A 19980-nucleotide genomic window follows, 5' to 3' on the forward strand; every position below is an offset into this window, starting at 1 on the left:
TCAGGAACATCAAGGATGGGGATGTGGTAGAGATCAGTAGCAAAAGAGGAACGGTAAGGGTACATGCCCAGTTGACAGACAAGATCAAGGAAGGAGTGGTTTTTTTACCGATGCATTGGGGTAAAATACTGCAACATGATCTGGCAAGAACCAATAACCTTACAGACAGACTTCTGGATCCCATATCGAAAGAGCCTGATTTCAAGTATTCAGCTGTTGAGGTTGTTCGCTACAAGAAGCAACCTCAGCGTGTAATTGTGATAGGGGCTGGCGCAGCAGCTCACCGTTTCCTGATGACGTACCGGTCACTTAATCAGGAGGATGAAATCCTTGTTTTCTCTAAAGAAGAAATTCCTTTTTATGACAGGGTATTGTTACCGGAGTATGTCAATGAAACTTTGACATTTGAGGAATTGCTCAAGTTTAGGAAAGGGGAGTTTGAAGCGCTTAATGCCTCCATTTATGTGAGTACGACTATTGAGCGCATAGAAAGAAGCATGAAATTGGTTACTGATGACAGGGGACAGACCTATGCCTACGACAAACTGGTGATTGCTACAGGAAGTCGGGCGTTTTTACCTCCTGATACACCTATTCATTTACCATGTGTATTCACCATGCGAAGTAAGGCACATGCGGATGCACTGAAGAAATATATCAATGGAAAAGGACATGTCGTGATTGTTGGAGGAGGTCTGTTGGGATTGGAGTTGGCTTCAGCATTGAGGGAAATGGAAGTAGAGGTTTCTATCATCCAGTTGGCTTCCAGACTGATGGAACGGCAACTGGATACCATGGCAAGTAACCTGCTAAGGGAACATGTGGAAGACTTGGGCATACAGGTTTATACCAATGATCAGGTACAGGAAGTAGCCTATGACAATATTTCCAAAACAGCGACAGCGCACCTGAAAAGTGGTAAGTCATTGACTTGTGATGCCGTGGTTTATGCCATTGGTACAAGACCCAATGTAGAAATAGGAAAAGAGGCAGGGTTGACGACAGGCAGAGGACTGGTGGTAAATCCTTACTTGCAAACCTCTGATCCGAATATATTTGCTGTAGGTGAAGTAGCGGAGTTTGAACAGAAGCTGAATGGAACGACGGCTGCTGCCGAAGAGATGGCAGATATTATGGCACGTTTTATTGCAGGAGATCGTCTGAGCCTGTACAGTGGAACTGTTCCGATGAACATCCTTAAATTCTCTACATTTGACTTGTGTTCATTAGGGATAACTGAAATACCAGCCAAGGCTATAGGCTATGATGAGGTCATCTTACTGGATAAGTCCAAGCGATATTACAAGAAATGTATTATCTATAAAGACAGGTTGGTAGGGGCCGTTTTGATGGGAGACAAGGCGGAATTTGCTGAGTTTAAGAAACTGATTGGTGGTAGAACAGAGCTGGCAGAGAAAAGGGAACAACTGCTGCGGGCATTTGGAGAGCAGCAACCTGTAAAAGGGGAATTGGTGTGTAGCTGTGGAAATGTAGGGAAAGGCAATATTGAAGAAGCCATCCAAGGAGGGTGTACCGACTATAAGAAGTTGTGTGAGCAAACGGGTGCAGGACTGGGTTGTGGAAGTTGTAAGCCCGAAGTGAAGGATATATTGGATGCCTTTATGGTGGCAATACAACCATAATTTTTTGATGAAAAAGCAAAAATGACAGCTAAATATGGGCAATCAAATTCAAAAAAGAGACCTGATTAGGGTATTTGTAAAAGGAGGAATCATCTCTCCAGGTGACTTGCTTAAGATCGTACTGACAGCAGAAGAGTTGGGAGCAAGTCATGTACATTTCGGCTCCCGTCAGGATATCCTATTTCCGGTTGCAGAGAAGAAAAGGGATACACTGGAAACCACATTCCGTTCCATTCAAACCCAATATGACAGTGAGGAAGAAGGCTTTCAGAATGTCGTTAGCTCCTATACGGCACTGGATGTGATGGCATCTACCTCGTGGCTGGCACCCCATATGTACCATTATATTCTGGATACTTTTGAATACCAACCCTCTATCAAAATCAATATTGTTGACCCTGCTCAGTCAATGGTACCCCTTTTTACAGGGCAGGTAAACTTTGTGGCATCTGAAAATGAAAATTACTGGTATTGCTATATCAGGAGGTCAGATCAGGACAATGGATTGTGGAAATGCCCAAAGCTGATTTACAGTTATGACTTGGTCAAGTTGGCGCATTATATTGAGCAACAGCAATTATTGGATTGCGCTGACAACTGGGACATTCTTTGGGAAAAAATTGAGGCAACAGTTCAGTTAAATACGATTCGTATTACACATGATTTGAAAATGCCTTCTGATCCTTTTCCTTATTATGAAGGGATGAACAGGATGAATGATGGAAAATATTGGTTGGGGCTTTACTGGCGTAACAATCGCTACGATATCTCATTTCTGAAAGTCATGTGCCTGCTATGTCAGGAAACCAAAATTGGGAAAATTAGCCTTACACCTTGGAAGTCATTCCTGATCAAAGGTATTGACCGAAGTGAACGTATCACATGGGAAAAACTGCTTGGTAAATTTGGGTTGAATGTTCGTCACTCATCTCTGGAGCTGAACTGGCATTTGCCCGTCTTGAATGAGGATGCCTTGTCGCTGAAAAACTTCCTTGTTAGGGCATTGGACAAGCAAGATATCAGTACATATGGGTTGACTTTTACTGTGAAGTCAGGTCCTCAAATTCTCTTTACAACAGTGGTGATCGAGCGAAACGAGCAGGATGAAAACTGGATGAATGATACTTACAATATCCTGTATGCAAAGGACTTTAACCCTAATAATGCAGAGTACTTGTACTACGCCAAGGATGTAAGGAAAGAGATACTTCCCGCCTTGATGATTGAGGTAAGCCGTATGTACTATGAGCAGATGGATACCAGTGGTGCCATTTTTAATAAGGACAATGCTGATGAGAAAAAGGTAAAACTCATTTACCAATGTCCTAACTGCCTGACGGTATATGATGAGCAGTTTGGTGATCCAGAGCAGCAAGTCAAGAAAGGAACGCTATTTATGATGTTGCCTGATGACTATTCCTGTAGTGTATGTGGTAGTCCTAAGAGTACTTTTATAGAGAGGGCAGGAGAAAATTGAAATTAAAAACATGAGTCACAACCGAAATACGATTCAGAATGACTCATGTTTTTTATTTTGCAGACTACCCTTTCAAAAATGCTTTCACTGCATTACTCCATGCATCTTGGTATTGAATGAGGTAATTCTCATGTCCGGCAAGTGGGAATGTAACCAATTCTTTATTGCCCTTGAGGTTTGAATAGATAGCATCGATCTCCGGTCTGCTCACCTTTACATCCTTTTCACCATACATCAGCAGAGTCGGACAGTTGATACTGTTGGCGTATTCTACAGGGTTATGTCCAAATGCCCAAAAGCCATTCTGAACGCCACCCCAAAACATCAAAAAGCTTGCAAGAGGTACTTCAGGGATTTTTACAGTTCTGAACCTTGCACACACTGTCTCATACATTGTTCCGAATGGGCATTCTATCATAATACCTTTAGGAGCAATATCGTAGTCATGGATCGCTTTCATAATAGCAACTGCGCCCATGGAAGTCCCAAAAAGATAGATGTCCTCTTCACCTTGCAGCTGAAGATAGTCCATACATGATTTCACCTGAAAGGCTTCCTTGTAACCGATGGTAGTTTGGTTGCCCTCAGAGCCTCCCGAACCCATAAAATCTACAAGGAAGACACTGTACCCTTGGTTCAGGAAGATGGTAGCTTTATCAAGCATCTGTGATTTGCTTCCTCCAAACCCATGAAAAATGGCCACTGTACCTTTAGGGTTTTCAGCCTTGATTAGCCAGCATTCCAAATCCTTGTTGCTGGAAATGATCACTTCTTCAAAAGGTTGGGTGGGTAATACATCACTTACAGGTCTTGGGTTGTCAAAACCAATAAAGATGGTTTTAAGTTTTTCAGCAAAGGTCAATCCTTTAAATGAGGTAACCTGTTTGGCATCACTGCTAGCATAGTGGGTAAACTTATACGATTGTGCGATTGCCAGAATATTGATAAGGACAAATAATCCAATCAGAGAGTAAAAGATTTTTTTGAAGTTCATTTTTTAGTCAGTCACGATTTATTTTTAGCCTGAGACAGGCATTGAAAAAGTAAATTTTTAAAAAGTCGATATAAATAATAAGTCTGGCAATTTAGTGATTTAGATCTAACCTTATATTATCAAAATGGGTATTGGGTGATAAAATCAACTGAAACCTGACCAGATAGGTAGTGATAATTTTTTGTGAATATAATCAGGCGTTTGAGAATTGTGTAGACAAATTTTAGGAATGCACTTTTGAGTTGTGAAGCTAGATGGCATGATTAGTGAAGTATGGGAAGTGATGGTATTTTTAGTTTAACAGCAAGCCAAGTATGAGAAAGTTTTTATTTGCTAACTTTTTTTGGGTAATCGCCTGTACTTCAGTGTTTTCACAAAATGAAGATACGTCTACAGAAAAAGAGCGTGTGATTGAAGAAAAAGAATTTTCAGATGAAACTGCTAATCAGGTAGATAGGAAACAAAAGTCTTTGGACTATTGCAAACAGCATGGTATTCCTACAGCTGATCATCTAAAGAAGATAAAAGAAGAAGATCAAGTAGTACTTAGAACGAAAGAGGAAATAGTGAATAGAGCTTTGGCTTTATGTTATATTGGACTTAAGAGTGAAGGTATAGAAGACTCTTATTTGACCACATTCGAAAGTAAATATAACCTCTTGCCGTATCTGACACCTGTGGAGACGACGTTTGTGGAGAGTGAAAGCCCAAGCGTGCAGCAGGTCGAGAATGCCAACTGGCGATATGAGAGCCTACATTTATTACTCTGGACATTAGGTTATATCGATACACTTTCTTTCCCTGAAGAAAAGAGCGATGTATCTGCTAACGTAAAGATTGTTTTTGAAAAGACGAGAGAGGAGCTTATTCAACAAGCAAAGTTGAGAACAAAAGAAGAAATTCTGGATCAGGCTGATCTTTATTACCGAGTTCATTGGGCATGTGTGGATGCTGGAGTGAAAAATCAACCAGTGCCAGCCAATCTGAATGCCAATGTGGTTTATGAAAGACATTATAGCCTTAATTGGTTGATCAGATATATGGAACTTGATTGGGATAACGATTTGACGGATATCTAAAAATATGTTGATCTTAAATAATTAAAAGCAGTTTCTTAACTAGAAACTGCTTTTTTTATTTGAAAATTAAATAGCTTGTGATTAGCTACATTATTTTTATAAAATCTTAATCTCTCAGTAAGATGGAAGATCAAAAGAACATAATTGAAAGGTATATACAAGCTTATAATAAGTTTGATATAAATGGAATGATACAGTTCTTGCATACCGATATTGAGTTTGAAAATATATCGGGAGGGGAAACCGATACAGCAACAAAAGGAATAGCAGCTTTTAAGGAATTGGCAGAGGCTTCAAAGCAATATTTTGTTGAGAGACATCAATCTGTTACATCATGGAAGTTTGAAGAGGATAAGGTGACAGTTCAAATAGATTATCACGGAATATTGGCAATGGACCTGCCTAGCGGTGCAAAAAAGGGGGATGCGATCACAATGATAGGTCAGTCTGTATTTACCTTTAAGGATGGATTGATTGTGAAAATTCAAGACATAAGCTAAAAAACACACGCACATAACACAAAAGGGAACATAAGACTCTCTTTTTGATGTATTCCCTCTAAAAACCAAAATAATAATACTATCAGTAGGCTATTTGGTTTTATTTTGTGTTAAAATAATTTAATTTAACGCCGGAATAATTATACCTATCAAGTTGTTGGCTACCGGTAATATTTTGGTTGGTCATTTACTTGCTTAACTTCTTTTTTCAGGGTGGGGAAAGATTGAAGTTCCATATCAAATGGTACTGATGGGGCAGCACGCTGAAATACTTTCAACTAATCATGTTTATTTTTAATCTTATACACTCCATGTATAAGGGCATTTTGATATGAGGGATATGTCTTGGCGATTAGGTTTGGTGCATATATTCGGCTTTTTGTGTCTTTTTAGTTTTGCACAAGCTGAATCGGGAATTGAGCAGCTCGATGAAATTTTGTCTAAAAAAGAATTTTACGAGCAGCAAAAACTGGAAAGAATTAAAAAACTTAAGAGACAACTTTCTGTCAATCAAGGAGCGTCATTAAGAGCAAAATTTGACCTGAACAACAAGCTGTATCAGGAGTATAAAAGCTTTGTTTTTGATTCAGCTTTCCAGTACAGCAATAGGCTGATTGATATCAGTTACCAATTAAATGATGAGTCACTTATTGGTTACGCAAAAATAAACCTCGGTTTTACCCTACTTTCTTCAGGGATGTTTAAGGAAGCCTTTGATACCTTAAACTCTGTGCAGGTAAATGCACTTCCCGATACGACCAAGATCGATTATTATGCCTTGATGGCTCGTATGCTCTACGATATTTCTGATTACAATCAGGACCAGCATTACTCACCTGAGTATATCAAAAAGGCAGATGTATATGTTGATTTTGCGACCAATCTGGCTGACCCTGACTCTTATCATTATCTATACCTTACTGGACTTAGAGACCTGAGAGAGGGGCGTACCGATGATGCTATTCGGATACTGAACAGGTTATTGGAATCGAATCCAAATTTGGGTGGACAGAAATTTGCAATTACGGCTGCTACCTTGAGTTTCCTTTACCTAAAAATGGATGATACAGCAAAGGCGATAGCACTTTTGGAACAGGCATCCGTTTCAGATATCAAGCATGCAATTAAGGAAACATCTGCGATGACGAGTTTGGCTCAGCTGCTTTACAAGACAGGTGATATAGAGAAAGCATACGAGTATATCAATGAGTCAATGGAGGATGCCAAATACTACGGGGCAAAGCAACGTATGAGTGAGGTGGGTAAGATATTTCCTGTTATTTCTTCCTCAAAATTGAACAGTGAAGAGGCACGTAGTAGGGATTTGCTGCATTTTTCAATCATTGTAGGTGTACTGACTTTGATTATTTTGTGCTTTGCGATCATTACGGTTTTTCAAAAGAGAAGGATCAGCCAAAGAGAAGTAACGATCAAGGAAAACAATAGCATGCTGAGAAAAACCAATGAGCAGCTTTTTGAGGCAAATACCATCAAGGATGAGTACTTGGGCTTTTATCTGGAGTTGCCATTTCAGTATTTGGGTAAGCTTGACCACATCAAGGATTCAATCGAAACCAAACTGACAGGTCCACAGTATAAGGAGATTCGCTATATTCTCAGCAAGGTTGATCAGGTGAAAGAAAAGCAGAAACTGTTGCAGAACTTCGATAAGTCATTTATTAAAATCTTCCCGAATTTCATTGAGCAATTTAACCAACTGTTTGATGAAGACCACCAGTTTGTACCTCATAAGGATGAAATACTTTGTACTGAAATCAGACTCTTTGCTTTGATCCGAATCGGGATAAAGGACAGTGACAGGTTAGCCAATATATTGGGTTACTCGGTAAACACGATATATGCCTACAAGAATAGAATCAAGAACCAATCCTATATTCCCAACAATGAATTTGAGGCACATGTAATGGAGATAAATGCCAATTGATGCAGTAATCAAAAGAAGTTTTTTGCCTAAAAATCCGTTTTAGTGTCCTTGCTGAAACGGATTTTTTTATGCTGGTAATCATCAGATAGTGAGTGAAATATGACTTTTAATATTCCACTCCTTTCTGTTCTTCCAAAATATATTTACGCATTTTTATTTGTAAATTATATAGATCGGTCTATATATTTATGGAAAATTATAACAATCGGTCTACATAAAACCCTAAAACAATGAGAGAAATAGCTCGTGACGTATACCAAATCAGTTTGTTCCCCAGACATGGCATAAACGCCTACCTAATAGGAGATGTATTGATTGATTCTGGATCAAGGCAATCGTTTCCTAAAATTGTAAAAGCACTGAAAAACAAGAAGCTATCCGCACATGCACTGACACATGCCCATCCTGATCATCAGGGGTCGAGCAAAGAGGTATGTGAGGTTTACAATGTGCCACTTTGGTGTGGAGGTAAGGATGCAGAGGCAATGGAAACAGGGGATTATACCGACATGATACCGAAGAACAATATCAGCAGTTTTGTGGACAAGCAATTTAGAGGCCCGGCACATCCGGTAGATAAGCAATTGCAAGAAGGCGATGAGGTAGCAGGTTTTACCGTGCTTGATGTACCGGGACATTCCCCAGGTCATGTGGCGTATTGGCGGGAAAAGGATGGCGTTTTGATTTTGGGAGATGTGCTTCGAAATATGAACTATGCGACTACCTTATCAAAGCTTGCAGAGCCTCCTAAGGTATTTACGCCTGATCCGGAGCAAAACCGAAAATCTATTTTGAAAATTGCTGAGCTCAAACCCAAACTCATTACTTTTGGGCATGGTGCGCCTCTCACCGACATGGACAAATTATACAAATTGGTAGACAGCATTTCCTAATGCTGCCATTAGAGGTTTTGTAAAGGATAAACCATATCACGAAAAGCATTGTAAGTGAAAAGGATTCGAAAAATTCACATTACAAAATCGTGATTAACATAAATGCGTGATGGTAAAAAAGCAATCCAAGCAGGCTTTATTGCAGGCTACTGTAGATTTGATAAGTGAAAAGGGATATTTTGGAACAGGTTTAAATGAAGTTTTAAGTTTAAGCAATGCCCCCAAAGGCTCTTTGTATTATTATTTTCCAAATGGCAAAAATCAGCTTATGGTGGAAGCCATTACCTTGGCAGGAGAACAAGTATCGGAAGTTCTTAGGCAAACGTTTATTCCTGAAAATGATTTAAAAACAGCCTTTGAACAGGTATTTCATTTTTTTGTGCAACAGCTGGAAGCTTCCAACTTTAAAAAATCCTGTCCGGTGGCAACCGTCGCTTCTGAAAGTGCGGCACTTGACGAGGAAGTACGAGTAGCCTGCAAACAGGTTTATACGGCTTGGAATCAACTTATTAAGGCATTCTTGTTACAAAAAGGTATACCTGAGGAAACAGCACAAAAACAGGCTCAGTTTGCCCTCAACCTGATTGAGGGGAACCTGTTGATGAGTCGGGTTTTTCAAAATACGGAACATCTAAAGCTGGGACTTGTAACTTTATTGGAAACTATAAAATAATGGCTGGAGTATTTTGGCTTATTCAATACACTGTGATGGAAATCATTGGAAACCGAAATGTATGCACAGGGTGAGGAAAGGCTGTTTTTATACTTCAATGTTACTTTAGTGTTCTTAATACACTAAAATGGTTTCTATATTTAATCTGTATCGACTCAATTTCAATTAATTGAAATTGAGTCGATTGTGTGTTTTTTGACTTATATTATTCTATATCTGAATTTTGTTTTTTGTGATTAGTACGCATTAAAGTTTGCTTTACAGAATGTTTCAAGGGAGGAAAACTTCTTTCAAATATTCTGTTGATTGTAACAATCTGTAATGCTGCTGTTATACAATAAATAGATCAAGATAGCTTGATAGAATTTTCCTCTCATAATTCACAAATCATCTATTATGAGAAAGAAAATACTACTCGGTATAGCATTCTTTTTATGCATACCTGTAATCCAAGGACTATGTACTGACGTTAAGTTTAACGTCAATATGGACTATCAAATTAAGCAAGGCTTTTTTGACCCTGCTGCAGACCAAGTGGAAGTGACCGGCAGTGGCTGGAGTGGTGCACTAGCGATGACCGATACAGATGGCGACCATATTTATTCTGCTGTTGTATCTTCGTTAGCTGCTGATACGGAAATCACATATGCTTTTCGTGTGAATGCAAGTAACACGGAAAACACTTCCCGAACCTACCTTATTCAGACTTCGCAAAACAACTTGTACGATTGGTTTAACAATGTGGAGTCACCATACCCTTTTGCAGACTTCTACTGTTCAACCACTACACCGATCCCTGGAGAGGCTGTACGGTTTTTTGAGTATTCGGATGGGGGAGCTGCTACCTCATGGAACTGGACTTTTGAAGGCGGATATCCTGCTACTTCTACTGAAAAGGAGCCGATTGTCAGTTATGCCACAGCAGGTACTTATAGTGTGACGCTGACAGCCACCAACAGTGCAGGCCAGACAACCGTAACCAAATCATCTCACATTGAGGTAAAGGCGACAGATCAGGTATTGGGCTGGTGGAACGATGCGGTTTTCTATCAGGTTTACCCACTTTCTTTCAAGGACAGTGATTGTGATGGAAATGGAGATTTTCAAGGACTTATCGAGAAGCTTGATTACCTGAATGACGGCAACCCCAATACAACTTCTGACCTTGGGGTGGATGCTTTATACCTAATGCCAATTCATGAGGTAACCAATACAAATTATGGAGGTTATGAAGTGACCGACTACAAAAGTATCTGGAGCGAGTATGGCAGTTACAGTGACCTCTCCCAACTGTTGAATGAGGCACATAACAGAGGAATGAAAGTGATCCTGGATATGGTTTTTAACCATACAAGTAAGGAACACCCTTGGTTTTTGCAATCGCAACAAGGTAATAACCCAAGAGATGATTTTTACCATTGGCGTGCAGATGATGCAGGGTGGTCTTGGTGGAGTAACCCCGGTTCAGGTTATCCCTCAGATATGGCATTTTACTGGTCAAGATTTGCCAATGGGGCTACACCTGACCTGAATTATGATAATCCTGAGGTCAGAAATGCGGTAATGGACATTACACAATATTGGTTGGATCAGCATATTGATGGATTCAGGCTGGATGTTCCTTACATGCTATATCAGACAGGTGATGCCACATTGGATGAGGAGTGGCACAACTTGCCGGAAACCTATGCCTTTTGGAGGGAATGGAGAAAACTGGTGAAAAATGACAATCCTGACAATTTTACGGTAGGCGAAACATGGGTACGTTATTGGGATAATCCTTATGCATTGGAGGACTTGAAGCATGCAGCGAAGTATGTATATGAAGGGTTTGATGTTGGCTTTCAGTTTGATATTGCCTTGGGAATAGAGGATGCCTTGAACTCAGAAAACAAGGCGGATATCCAACAACCAATGGAAGATGTAATGGCTTATTATCCGTTTCTGCAGTTTGGGGTTTTCAATTCAAACCATGACCTGTTTCCAAGAGGAAATGGCTACACAGCTCAAAGGATCAAGGACCGATTGTCAAACAATAAGGATGCAAAAGCAAAAGTAGCGGGCGTACTGACATTGACAGCTCCGGGTGTTCCTTTTGTTTATTATGGAGAGGAAATTGGTGCAGCAGGAGGCAATGCCCGTTTGCCAATGCAGTGGAGTAATGGCAACAATGCAGGCTTTTCTGATTGTGGATCATGGACTTCTATTGGCAGTGATTATCAGCAGTACAATGTCGCAAACGAGACCAACGACCCTAACTCATTCTTAAGCTTATATCGAAACCTGATTCAGGTTCGTAAGTCAGAGATGGCATTGAAGCGTGGAGACTATCAAACAGTGAACACTTCAAGCAACAGTATTTATTCTTTTATGAGAAAGTATAATGATGAGGTAATCATTGTAATGCTCAACCTTTCAGCCAATCAGCAGGACAATGTGTCTTTCAGTATTTCAGGAACTCAAATTCCTGATGAAAACTATGTGATGACCGACCTGTTGGGGCAAGGGAATGTGAATGTCAATGTAAGTGGAGGAGATATCAATGGCTGGGTTCCTTTCTCTTCCATTGCAGGAAACAGCTTTTACATTCTGAAACTGAATACAGGCTCTTTAACAAACAATGCACCATCGGTAGATCAGTTAGCATCGCAGACGATCAATCTGGAAAGTGGAGCAACACAGGTTCAACTGACAGGTATCAGCGATGGTAATTTCTGTACACAAAGTCTTTCAGCATCAGCAACAATTCAAAACACGTCAGTGGCACAGGTGGCTGTTAATGGTATCACTTGTGGAAGTACTGGAAACTTGACAATTACGCCAGTGTCAGCAGGAACTACCACTGTGACCGTCACGCTACAGGATGATGGCGGAACAGCTGATGGAGGTGTTGACCAAACATCAATGAGTTTTACTGTAAATGTAATTGGATATCCTGCTGCGCCAACTGATTTGCAGGTAACCGAATTGTCTAAAACATCTCTTAACCTTCATTGGACAGACAACTCAGCGATTGAAACAGGGTATGCGATTTACCAATCTACAGATGGCAACAAACCAACGAACCCGGTTGTGACCTTAGCGGCCAATACCACCACTTTTGCGGTAGAGAACCTAAGCAGGTTTGTCGACTACCACTTCTGGGTGGAGGCAGTAAACGGACAAGGAACAAGTGCAGATATGCAAGTGGCATATACGATTGAGTCCTCGAATGTGGCATTGAATAAAACTGCAACGGCTTCGGACGAAGAAACTTATTCAGGTACAGATTTCCTTGCTTCTTTGGCAGTAGATGGGATCAATGGTGATTTCTGGAACAGGTGGTCTTCGGCAGGGAGTACAGACTTTAATCAGGAAGAGTGGATTAAGGTAGATTTGGGAGCAGTATATGAGTTGGACAAGGTTGTGGTTAGTTGGGAAAATGCCAATGCTGAAAACTATTATATCATGGCTTCCAACAGCAATATTGTACCTGATCCTGATAATAGTTCGTGGCAGAAAATCTATATGGAAGGAATGCCTAATGAAGGAAGAACGGATGAAGTGACCTCTAATCTTACAGGGCGCTATATCGCCATTTACTGTAGCCAAAAAGCACATGAATATGGCTATTCAATCTATGAATTAGAGGCATATGGTGTGCCGGTAACGGATGGTGGAACAACAAACAATGCTCCAGTCGTATTTGCAGGAAATAACCAAACATTGGGATATACACAGACCAGCACTCAGCTTGAAGGTACAGGTTCAGACCCTGATGGGGATACTGTCAGTTACCTGTGGAGTCAGTTGTCAGGGGCTGTGGTATCTATTTCTGATTTACAGTCACCTACTCCTACAATCAGTGGAATGGTGGCAGGAAACACCTATACATTCCGTCTTACGGTGAGTGATGGTACCCTTCAGTCTTCAGATGATGTGACCATTGTGGTGGATACTGCTCCAGCAACTCAGTCGCCATATGGAGGTATTGCAGCGACAATCCCTGGGATAATTGAAGCCGAAGCATATGATGAAGGCGGGCAAGGGATCGCCTATCAGGATAATGACACCGGTAATAATGGTGGGGCATTCAGAACGAATGAGGATGTAGACATAGAGTCACCTACAAGTGGTGTGTATAACGTGGGTTGGACGCAAGCAGGCGAGTGGCTAGAATACTCTGTAAATGTTACCACTACAGGTCAATATCATATCATCTCGACAGTGGCGACTGCGACATCCAGTGCTTTCCATGTGGAGATTGACGGTACGAATGTGACTGGAACAATTGCCGTATCCAATACGGGCGGATGGAGTAATTTCAGTACAGTACAGAGTACAGACTTTAACCTAAGTGCAGGAGCGCATATTGTTAGGATTGCTATGGAGTCCATAGATTTGAACCTTGACAAGGTTGAGTTTGTATGGGTGCCTGATTGTACCACTCCAACACTCAATGCACAGCATCAGGTGAATGGTGGCAACTGGATTGCTGGTACTGCTGTATCTGCTGACCAAGGAGATGACTTGGTTCTGAATGTACAGGCAAGTACTACAGGAACGTGGAACTGGACAGGACCAAATGGGTTTACTGCCAGTACAGCCCAAGTTACTTTGGCAGATGTCACAATATCTGATGCGGGCAATTATACAGTCACTTTTTCAGATGATACAGGCTGTACCAATAGCTTAACTTTTACATTGTCAGTAGAAAGTGCTTCAGTAGCAGATACTTATTATATCAAAAACAGATGGCAGGAGACTTACCTTTATGATGGAGGTAATGATGTGAATTATGGCACCTTCAGCAGTAATGCTACTTACCAATGGAAACTGATAGAAATGGATGGTTATCAATTGATTCAAAATGTTGGAACAGGTGATTATATGAATATCGAAAACCTGCAAGGTAAAGTAGAATCTACAAACGTTGAAAGTGGATTCTACAGTGCACATTGGTCGCTGGAGGATATTGACATTGATTATAAAAGAATTCGAAACAGATGGCAGGCAAGTGATTATTTGCATGTGGAAAACACCAATGGAACTGTTGAGTACAGTAATATTTGGAGTGGTTCTTATTCGAGCCATTGGATTCTTGAACCTGTTTCTTCATCTGCAAGAATGGCTTCCAACTTTGAAAATGAATGGAAGAAAGAAAATAAAATTCAAATATATCCTAACCCAACCAATGGGGTAACGACTGTTCAGTTTAATACCAATGAAGTAAGAAGCATTAGGCTACTCTCATCAACTGGAATTGAATTGAATCATCAGCAATTGGAGGATGGAATGCCAAGCATTCAAATTGATCTTTCAAACTACCCTGTAGGAGTATACTTCATTCAGTTGGAAACATCAGAAGGGGTAAAGGTCTACCAAGTAGTAAAAAACTGAGGTAGCTAATGACCTAAAATACCTAGATGAAAATCTAGTGTACTTTTGACATGGAATTCTTCCATAAGCACCTTGAGCGTAACGCTTAAGGTGCTTTTTTTGCGCTTAAATAGCGTAAAAAATACCCTTATATCAATTATATACTCTCTATATAGGTGTAAATGTAATAGGCATGTAATCAGTGTGTTGTGATTTATTTTGCCCTATATTTTCTATACTCAGAATATGTTTTTTGTTAAAGCATTTGAATTCAGACTGTTTTGTACCACACGATCAGGAAAAGATCAATCAGATAGTGTAGTGTATAAATTAACGGTTGGATATGCGAAGAATATTGGGAATAGTGGCAGTGATATGCCTATCATTTATAATGTCTTCCTGTACGGAAAAGCATACAGTATTATCACCCAATGGTAAATTGGAATTAACTGTATTGAATAGGGACGGTAAAGTTTTCTATGAATTGAGAAAAGAAGGAAAACTGATCCTTTCAGAAAGCAGACTTGGACTTTTATTGAAAGATCAGGGAGACCTTAGTGAAAACTTTATCATTCAGAATACGGATGAGTTTACTTTCAGAAATACGTGGTCTCAACCGTGGGGAGAAGTAAAAAACATTGAAGAGTATTACAATGGACTGACTGTATCATTATTGCAGAAATCAAATGAGAAGGAGCGTCAGTTGAACATTACCTTCAAACTTTTTGATGATGGGTTAGGCTTCAGATACGAATTCCCTGAGCAGGAAAACCTAAAGAAATTTGTGATTACAGATGAGTTGACACAGTTCAATTTTACACATGATTTCAATACTTGGTGGATTCCTGCCTACAGCGATCAAATTGATTACGAAGAGTTATATACTGAAACGAAGCTGTCTGCTTTGGAAAAGACAATGCACACTCCTGTGACAATGGAGTCTGGAGATAGTCTTTTTGTTAGTATTCACGAAGCAGCTTTGGTGGATTATGCTGCCATGACCTTGAAGCCCGTTGAAGGGGCCCTTAGTTTGGAGTGTGACCTTGTACCTCTCTCGACAGGTGAAAAAGTAATGACAGAAGCGCCTTCTGTATCTCCTTGGAGAACAATTCAGGTAGGCAATTCTGCTGGTGATTTGATCACTTCTTACCTGATCTTAAACCTGAATGAGCCTAGCAAGATTGAGGATACTTCTTGGATATCGACAGGTAAGTATGCAGGTATCTGGTGGGGGATGCACGTAAAAACCCAAACTTGGAATCAAGGACCTATCCACGGAGCCAAGACGGAGAATGTAAAGGAATTAATTGATTTTGCTGCCGAAAATAACCTGAAAGGTGTATTGGTAGAAGGCTGGAACAAAGGCTGGGAAAAAGACTGGTCTTTGGGAAGGTTCAGGTTCGCAGAGCCATATGATGATTTCGATATCGAGTTCTTGAGCAAGTATGCAAGCGAAAAAGGTGTAAGCCTTATCGGACATCATGAAACAGGTGGAAATATCCTCAATTACGAGACACAACTGAAGGAAGCTTTTGAGTTCCTGAAGAAATACAAGATACCAGCTGTGAAAACGGGCTACGTAGCCAACCTGATCAATCAGAAGGAATTTCATCAGAGTCAGTTTGCAGTAAACCATTACAACTATGTAACAGCGTTTGCGGCCGAAAACAAGATTATGCTGGACATTCACGAGCCAGTGAAAGCAACAGGTTTGAGACGAACTTACCCGAACCTGATGACAAGAGAAGGAGCGAGAGGAACAGAGTATGAGGCGTGGAGCGAAGGGAATCCTCCTGAGCATACGGTTATTTTGCCTTTTACCAGATGTCTAGCTGGACCTTTGGATTATACACCGGGCATTTTTGATATCAATATCAAAACCAGATCTGATAACAAAGTCCATACGACATTGGCTAAACAATTGGCTTTGTATGTAACCATTTACAGCCCTTGGCAGATGGCAGCTGACTTACCTGAGAACTATACAGGACAACCAGCCTTTCAGTTTATCAGGGATGTTCCAACCAATTGGGAGGATACAAAAGTGCTGAATGCCAAAATTGGGGACTATATCACTGTGGTGAGAAAGGACCGAGACAGTGATGACTGGTACTTGGGAAGTGTGACAGATGAACACGAGAGAGAATTTGAAATTTCTTTGGACTTTTTGATGCCAGAGAAGAAATACAAGGCATATGTCTATGCCGATCAGGAAGATACCGACCTAATGAATAACCCAACAGCAATTGAGATCAGTGAGACTGAAGTGACCTCTGATCAAAAATTGAATATATCTCTGGCAGCAGGGGGCGGACAGGCCATCCGTTTCAAGCTGCTCAACTAAAAAGTAAGTATGTATAAATGAATGTTTAATGATAGTGAGTGACCTGTTACCCTATAGGTTCAATGTTTCAGCCTCGGTTGAAACACGATACCAGTGGGGTAACTGAGAGCTTGCTAAAACCAAGAACACATGAAAAAGAGAATATACTTTATTCTTTATCTTTTTCTGGTATTGTGTGGGGTGAATAACCTGTACGGACAACAGGCAGACCATATTATATCAGGAAAAGTATCAGACGAAAATGGCTATCCGGTTCCCGGAGTAACTGTAATGGTACTAGGAACGACCAAAGGCAGTGCGACAGATATCAATGGCGAGTTTAAGCTTAGTATATCAAATAGCGATGAGGTGCTGACTGTTAGCTATATCGGCTACAAGACACAGCAAATTCAGATTGGAACAGCGACACACTTTGACATTTCCTTGGAAGTAGATACAGAGCAACTGGAGGAAGTGGTGGTCATTGGTTACGGTACTGTCCAAAAGGATGATGCAACCGGTGCGTTGGAAGTGATCGACTCCAAGCAGTTCAATAAAGGAGCTATTAATTCTCCTGCTCAGTTGATCACTGGTAAGGTGGCGGGTGTTGCCGTTACGTCCAATAGTGGAGCTCCCGGTAATTCGTCAACGATTCGTATCAGGGGAGGTGCTTCCTTGAGTGCGAGCAATGACCCTTTGATAGTGATTGACAACGTTCCTTTGGATAATACAGCAGTAGGAGGAGCGCCAAATATCTTGTCTACGCTTAACCCGAATGATATTGAAACATTTACTGTACTGAAAGATGCTTCAGCTACAGCGATTTATGGTTCAAGAGCTTCCAATGGTGTAATCCTGATTACTACCAAGCGAGGAGCAAAAGGCTTTAAGGTGGATTATAGCTTTACAGGATCTGTATATACAACTCCTAACAGGTTGGATGTTTACAGTGGAGATGAGTACCGTGCTTTAGTGCAGGAAAGGTATCCAGAGTCACCAGAAGTAACAGGTCTTCTGGGCGATGCAAATACTGACTGGCAGGATGAAATCTATCAGGTAGCCTTTGGTCAGGATCACAATATCACTGTTTCTGGCGGTAAGAATAAAACGAATTATAGAGCCTCTTTGGGCTACAACAATACAGATGGTGTACTGAAGACCTACAACTTTGAGAGAATGACCCTTTCAGTAGGATTGGACCAGAAGCTGTTCAATGACAGGTTGGTGCTTCAGGTAAATGCCAAAGGGATGTTGAACAACAATAACTTCGCAGACCAAGGTGCCATCGGAAATGCAGTCAGCTATGACCCGACACAACCTGTTGTAAATGGCAATACGAGATGGAGAGGTTATACAACATGGACGAAAGGTGGAATTGATGGGGAAGCGATCAACTTGGCAACTGCTAACCCTGTAGCGCAATTGGCATTGACTAACAATACTTCAGAGGTAAAACGCATGATTTCCAACTTCAAGGCAGATTATAAAATCCTTGAAAACCTGAATGCCAGTATCAACGTGGGGCATGATTATACCTTGTCTGAAGGACAAAACAATGTGTTGGATAGCACACAGTGGATTTCTACACCTGTTGTAAATGGTGGTAGATACAACCCATACAAGGTGGAGAGAGAGAACAAGTTGCTGGATTTTTACCTGAACTATAACAAGGAGTTTAACAACCTGAAGCTGGATGCGATGTTGGGATACTCTTGGGCTCATTTCTATAGAGGTAGCTCAAGCCAGGTATTGGATTACAAGCAGGAAGTAGAGAATCAGCCTGTTGTTAATGCATCAGAAAACTATCTGGTTTCATTCTTCGGAAGGGTAAATGCCAATTTGTATGACCGTTATTTGCTGACTTTCTCCCTCAGAAAGGATGGAACTTCAAGGTTTAGTGAGGACAACAAATGGGGTACATTCCCAGCAGCAGCATTTGCATGGCACATTGCAAACGAACAATTCCTGACGAATAGCGATGTGGTTTCTGACCTGAAACTAAGGTTGGGATATGGTGAAACAGGGCAGCAGGACATCGGTAATGATTATCCGCATTTGGCAACCTATACTCGAAGTGACAATGCTTCAAGGTATCCGTTTGGACCTAACTATATCAATACATTGAGACCGAATGGTTACGATGCCAATATCAAATGGGAGAGTTCCACTACATACAATGCAGGGGTTGATTTTGGCTTGTTCGAAAACCGTCTGACAGGTAGTGTGGATGTGTATTACAAGGAAACCTATAACCTGTTGGGACAGGTAGATCCACCTGCAGGTACAAACTTCACTTCAAAGCTACTGACCAATGTCAGCAGCATGAACAACAAGGGGGTAGAAGTAAACCTTAACTGGATTGCCATTACCAATGAGGACTGGAACTGGAAGCTGAATGCAAACATGACCTACAACAAGAATGAGATTACTAAACTGAACCTAACTGATGACGATGACTACTCAGTATATGTGGGTAACATTGGCAGTACAACAGATGGTACTATTCAGGTGCACAAGGTAGGTTATCCGGCATACTCATTCCTGGCTTATCAGCAAGTGTACAATGCAGATGGTTCACCGGTTCAAGGTGCTTATGTAGACAGAAACAATGATGGCATCATCAATGACAACGACAAGTATGTATTCCAAAAGCCTGTGCCAGACGTTACGCTTGGTTTCAACACATGGCTTACATACAAGAATTTTGAATTGTCAGTGAATACAAGAGCGAGCTTGAACAACTACGTCTATAACAACATTCAGGCGCTTAATAACCTGACATCTCTTTATGATTCAAAAGAGTTTTTGAGAAACATGCCAAAGACGGACTTCGAACTGAACAGCAGGTTCTCAGATCACTTTATTGAAGACGCTTCATTCTTCAGAATTGATAATATCAATCTTGCTTACAATTTGGGAGAAGTATTCCAGGGACTAGCGAAACTGCAAGTTTCGGGAGGTATCAACAATGTATTGGTGATCACCAACTACAGCGGTCTGGACCCTGAAATCAGTGGTGGATTGGACAATAGCTTCTATCCTCGTACAAGGTCTTACTTATTGGGATTGAGAGCTTCATTTTAATCAGTAAATAG

11 protein-coding genes are annotated in these 19980 nt (G+C 40.8%); 10 read left to right on the plus strand and 1 reads right to left on the minus strand.

All coding sequences use genetic code 11. From position 1 onward, the window contains the following. Both V6R21_RS04880 and V6R21_RS04885 read left to right on the plus strand, forming a co-directional pair. A partial coding sequence (locus tag V6R21_RS04880) for an FAD-dependent oxidoreductase (protein ID WP_334241377.1) occupies positions 1-1643 on the plus strand: 1643 nt, incomplete at its 5' end. Between the two features lie 34 nt (positions 1644-1677). Next, positions 1678-3120 carry a rubredoxin domain-containing protein gene (locus V6R21_RS04885; RefSeq protein WP_334241379.1) on the plus strand — a complete coding sequence of 481 codons (1443 nt, stop codon included), beginning with the start codon at positions 1678-1680 and terminating at the stop codon, positions 3118-3120. 64 nt (positions 3121-3184) lie between these two features. On the opposite strand, the gene V6R21_RS04890 is transcribed toward V6R21_RS04885, so the two are convergent. Beyond that, positions 3185-4114: an alpha/beta hydrolase gene (locus V6R21_RS04890; RefSeq protein WP_334241381.1), complete on the minus strand. Its 930-nt coding sequence runs from the start codon at positions 4112-4114 to the stop codon at positions 3185-3187. Between the two features lie 314 nt (positions 4115-4428). Here V6R21_RS04890 and V6R21_RS04895 point away from each other — a divergent pair, with 314 nt between their 5' ends. From V6R21_RS04895 to V6R21_RS04930, 8 genes are all read left to right on the plus strand, one after another. Next, positions 4429-5193 carry a DUF4272 domain-containing protein gene (locus V6R21_RS04895; RefSeq protein ID WP_334241384.1) on the plus strand — a complete coding sequence of 255 codons (765 nt, stop codon included), beginning with the start codon at positions 4429-4431 and terminating at the stop codon, positions 5191-5193. A 122-nt stretch (positions 5194-5315) separates the two neighbouring features. Further along, the gene (locus tag V6R21_RS04900; RefSeq protein ID WP_334241386.1) at positions 5316-5693 is read left to right on the plus strand and encodes a nuclear transport factor 2 family protein; all 378 of its coding nucleotides are present in this window, start codon (positions 5316-5318) and stop codon (positions 5691-5693) included. Positions 5694-6033: 340 nt separating this feature from the next. After that, positions 6034-7638, plus strand: coding sequence for a DUF6377 domain-containing protein (locus V6R21_RS04905; RefSeq protein ID WP_334241387.1), 1605 nt, complete (start codon positions 6034-6036; stop codon positions 7636-7638). Positions 7639-7868: 230 nt separating this feature from the next. Then, positions 7869-8531, plus strand: a complete 663-nt coding sequence (locus V6R21_RS04910; protein WP_334241389.1) for an MBL fold metallo-hydrolase — start codon at positions 7869-7871, stop codon at positions 8529-8531. Between the two features lie 109 nt (positions 8532-8640). Beyond that, positions 8641-9204 (plus strand): TetR/AcrR family transcriptional regulator, encoded by a 564-nt coding sequence (locus V6R21_RS04915; RefSeq protein WP_334241392.1) that lies wholly within the window; start codon positions 8641-8643, stop codon positions 9202-9204. Between the two features lie 396 nt (positions 9205-9600). Then, positions 9601-14583 (plus strand): alpha-amylase family glycosyl hydrolase, encoded by a 4983-nt coding sequence (locus V6R21_RS04920; RefSeq protein WP_334241393.1) that lies wholly within the window; start codon positions 9601-9603, stop codon positions 14581-14583. A gap of 322 nt (positions 14584-14905) precedes the next feature. Further along, positions 14906-16906 carry a glycoside hydrolase family 97 protein gene (locus tag V6R21_RS04925; protein ID WP_334241395.1) on the plus strand — a complete coding sequence of 667 codons (2001 nt, stop codon included), beginning with the start codon at positions 14906-14908 and terminating at the stop codon, positions 16904-16906. 129 nt (positions 16907-17035) lie between these two features. After that, positions 17036-19969 (plus strand): SusC/RagA family TonB-linked outer membrane protein, encoded by a 2934-nt coding sequence (locus V6R21_RS04930; protein ID WP_334241397.1) that lies wholly within the window; start codon positions 17036-17038, stop codon positions 19967-19969. Positions 19970-19980: the final 11 nt, after the last annotated feature.

Origin of the sequence: Limibacter armeniacum (genome assembly GCF_036880985.1) — a bacterium.
GTDB lineage: Bacteria > Bacteroidota > Bacteroidia > Cytophagales > Flammeovirgaceae > Limibacter > Limibacter armeniacum.

Coding starts and splice junctions, on each gene's coding strand:
- V6R21_RS04915 (WP_334241392.1), top strand. CDS start 8,641: ATGGTAAAAAAGCAATCCAAGCAGGCTTTATTGCAGGCTACTGTAGAT.
- V6R21_RS04930 (WP_334241397.1), top strand. CDS start 17,036: ATGAAAAAGAGAATATACTTTATTCTTTATCTTTTTCTGGTATTGTGT.
- V6R21_RS04925 (WP_334241395.1), top strand. CDS start 14,906: ATGCGAAGAATATTGGGAATAGTGGCAGTGATATGCCTATCATTTATA.
- V6R21_RS04890 (WP_334241381.1), bottom strand. CDS start 4,114: ATGAACTTCAAAAAAATCTTTTACTCTCTGATTGGATTATTTGTCCTT.
- V6R21_RS04885 (WP_334241379.1), top strand. CDS start 1,678: ATGGGCAATCAAATTCAAAAAAGAGACCTGATTAGGGTATTTGTAAAA.
- V6R21_RS04905 (WP_334241387.1), top strand. CDS start 6,034: ATGTCTTGGCGATTAGGTTTGGTGCATATATTCGGCTTTTTGTGTCTT.
- V6R21_RS04910 (WP_334241389.1), top strand. CDS start 7,869: ATGAGAGAAATAGCTCGTGACGTATACCAAATCAGTTTGTTCCCCAGA.
- V6R21_RS04920 (WP_334241393.1), top strand. CDS start 9,601: ATGAGAAAGAAAATACTACTCGGTATAGCATTCTTTTTATGCATACCT.
- V6R21_RS04895 (WP_334241384.1), top strand. CDS start 4,429: ATGAGAAAGTTTTTATTTGCTAACTTTTTTTGGGTAATCGCCTGTACT.
- V6R21_RS04900 (WP_334241386.1), top strand. CDS start 5,316: ATGGAAGATCAAAAGAACATAATTGAAAGGTATATACAAGCTTATAAT.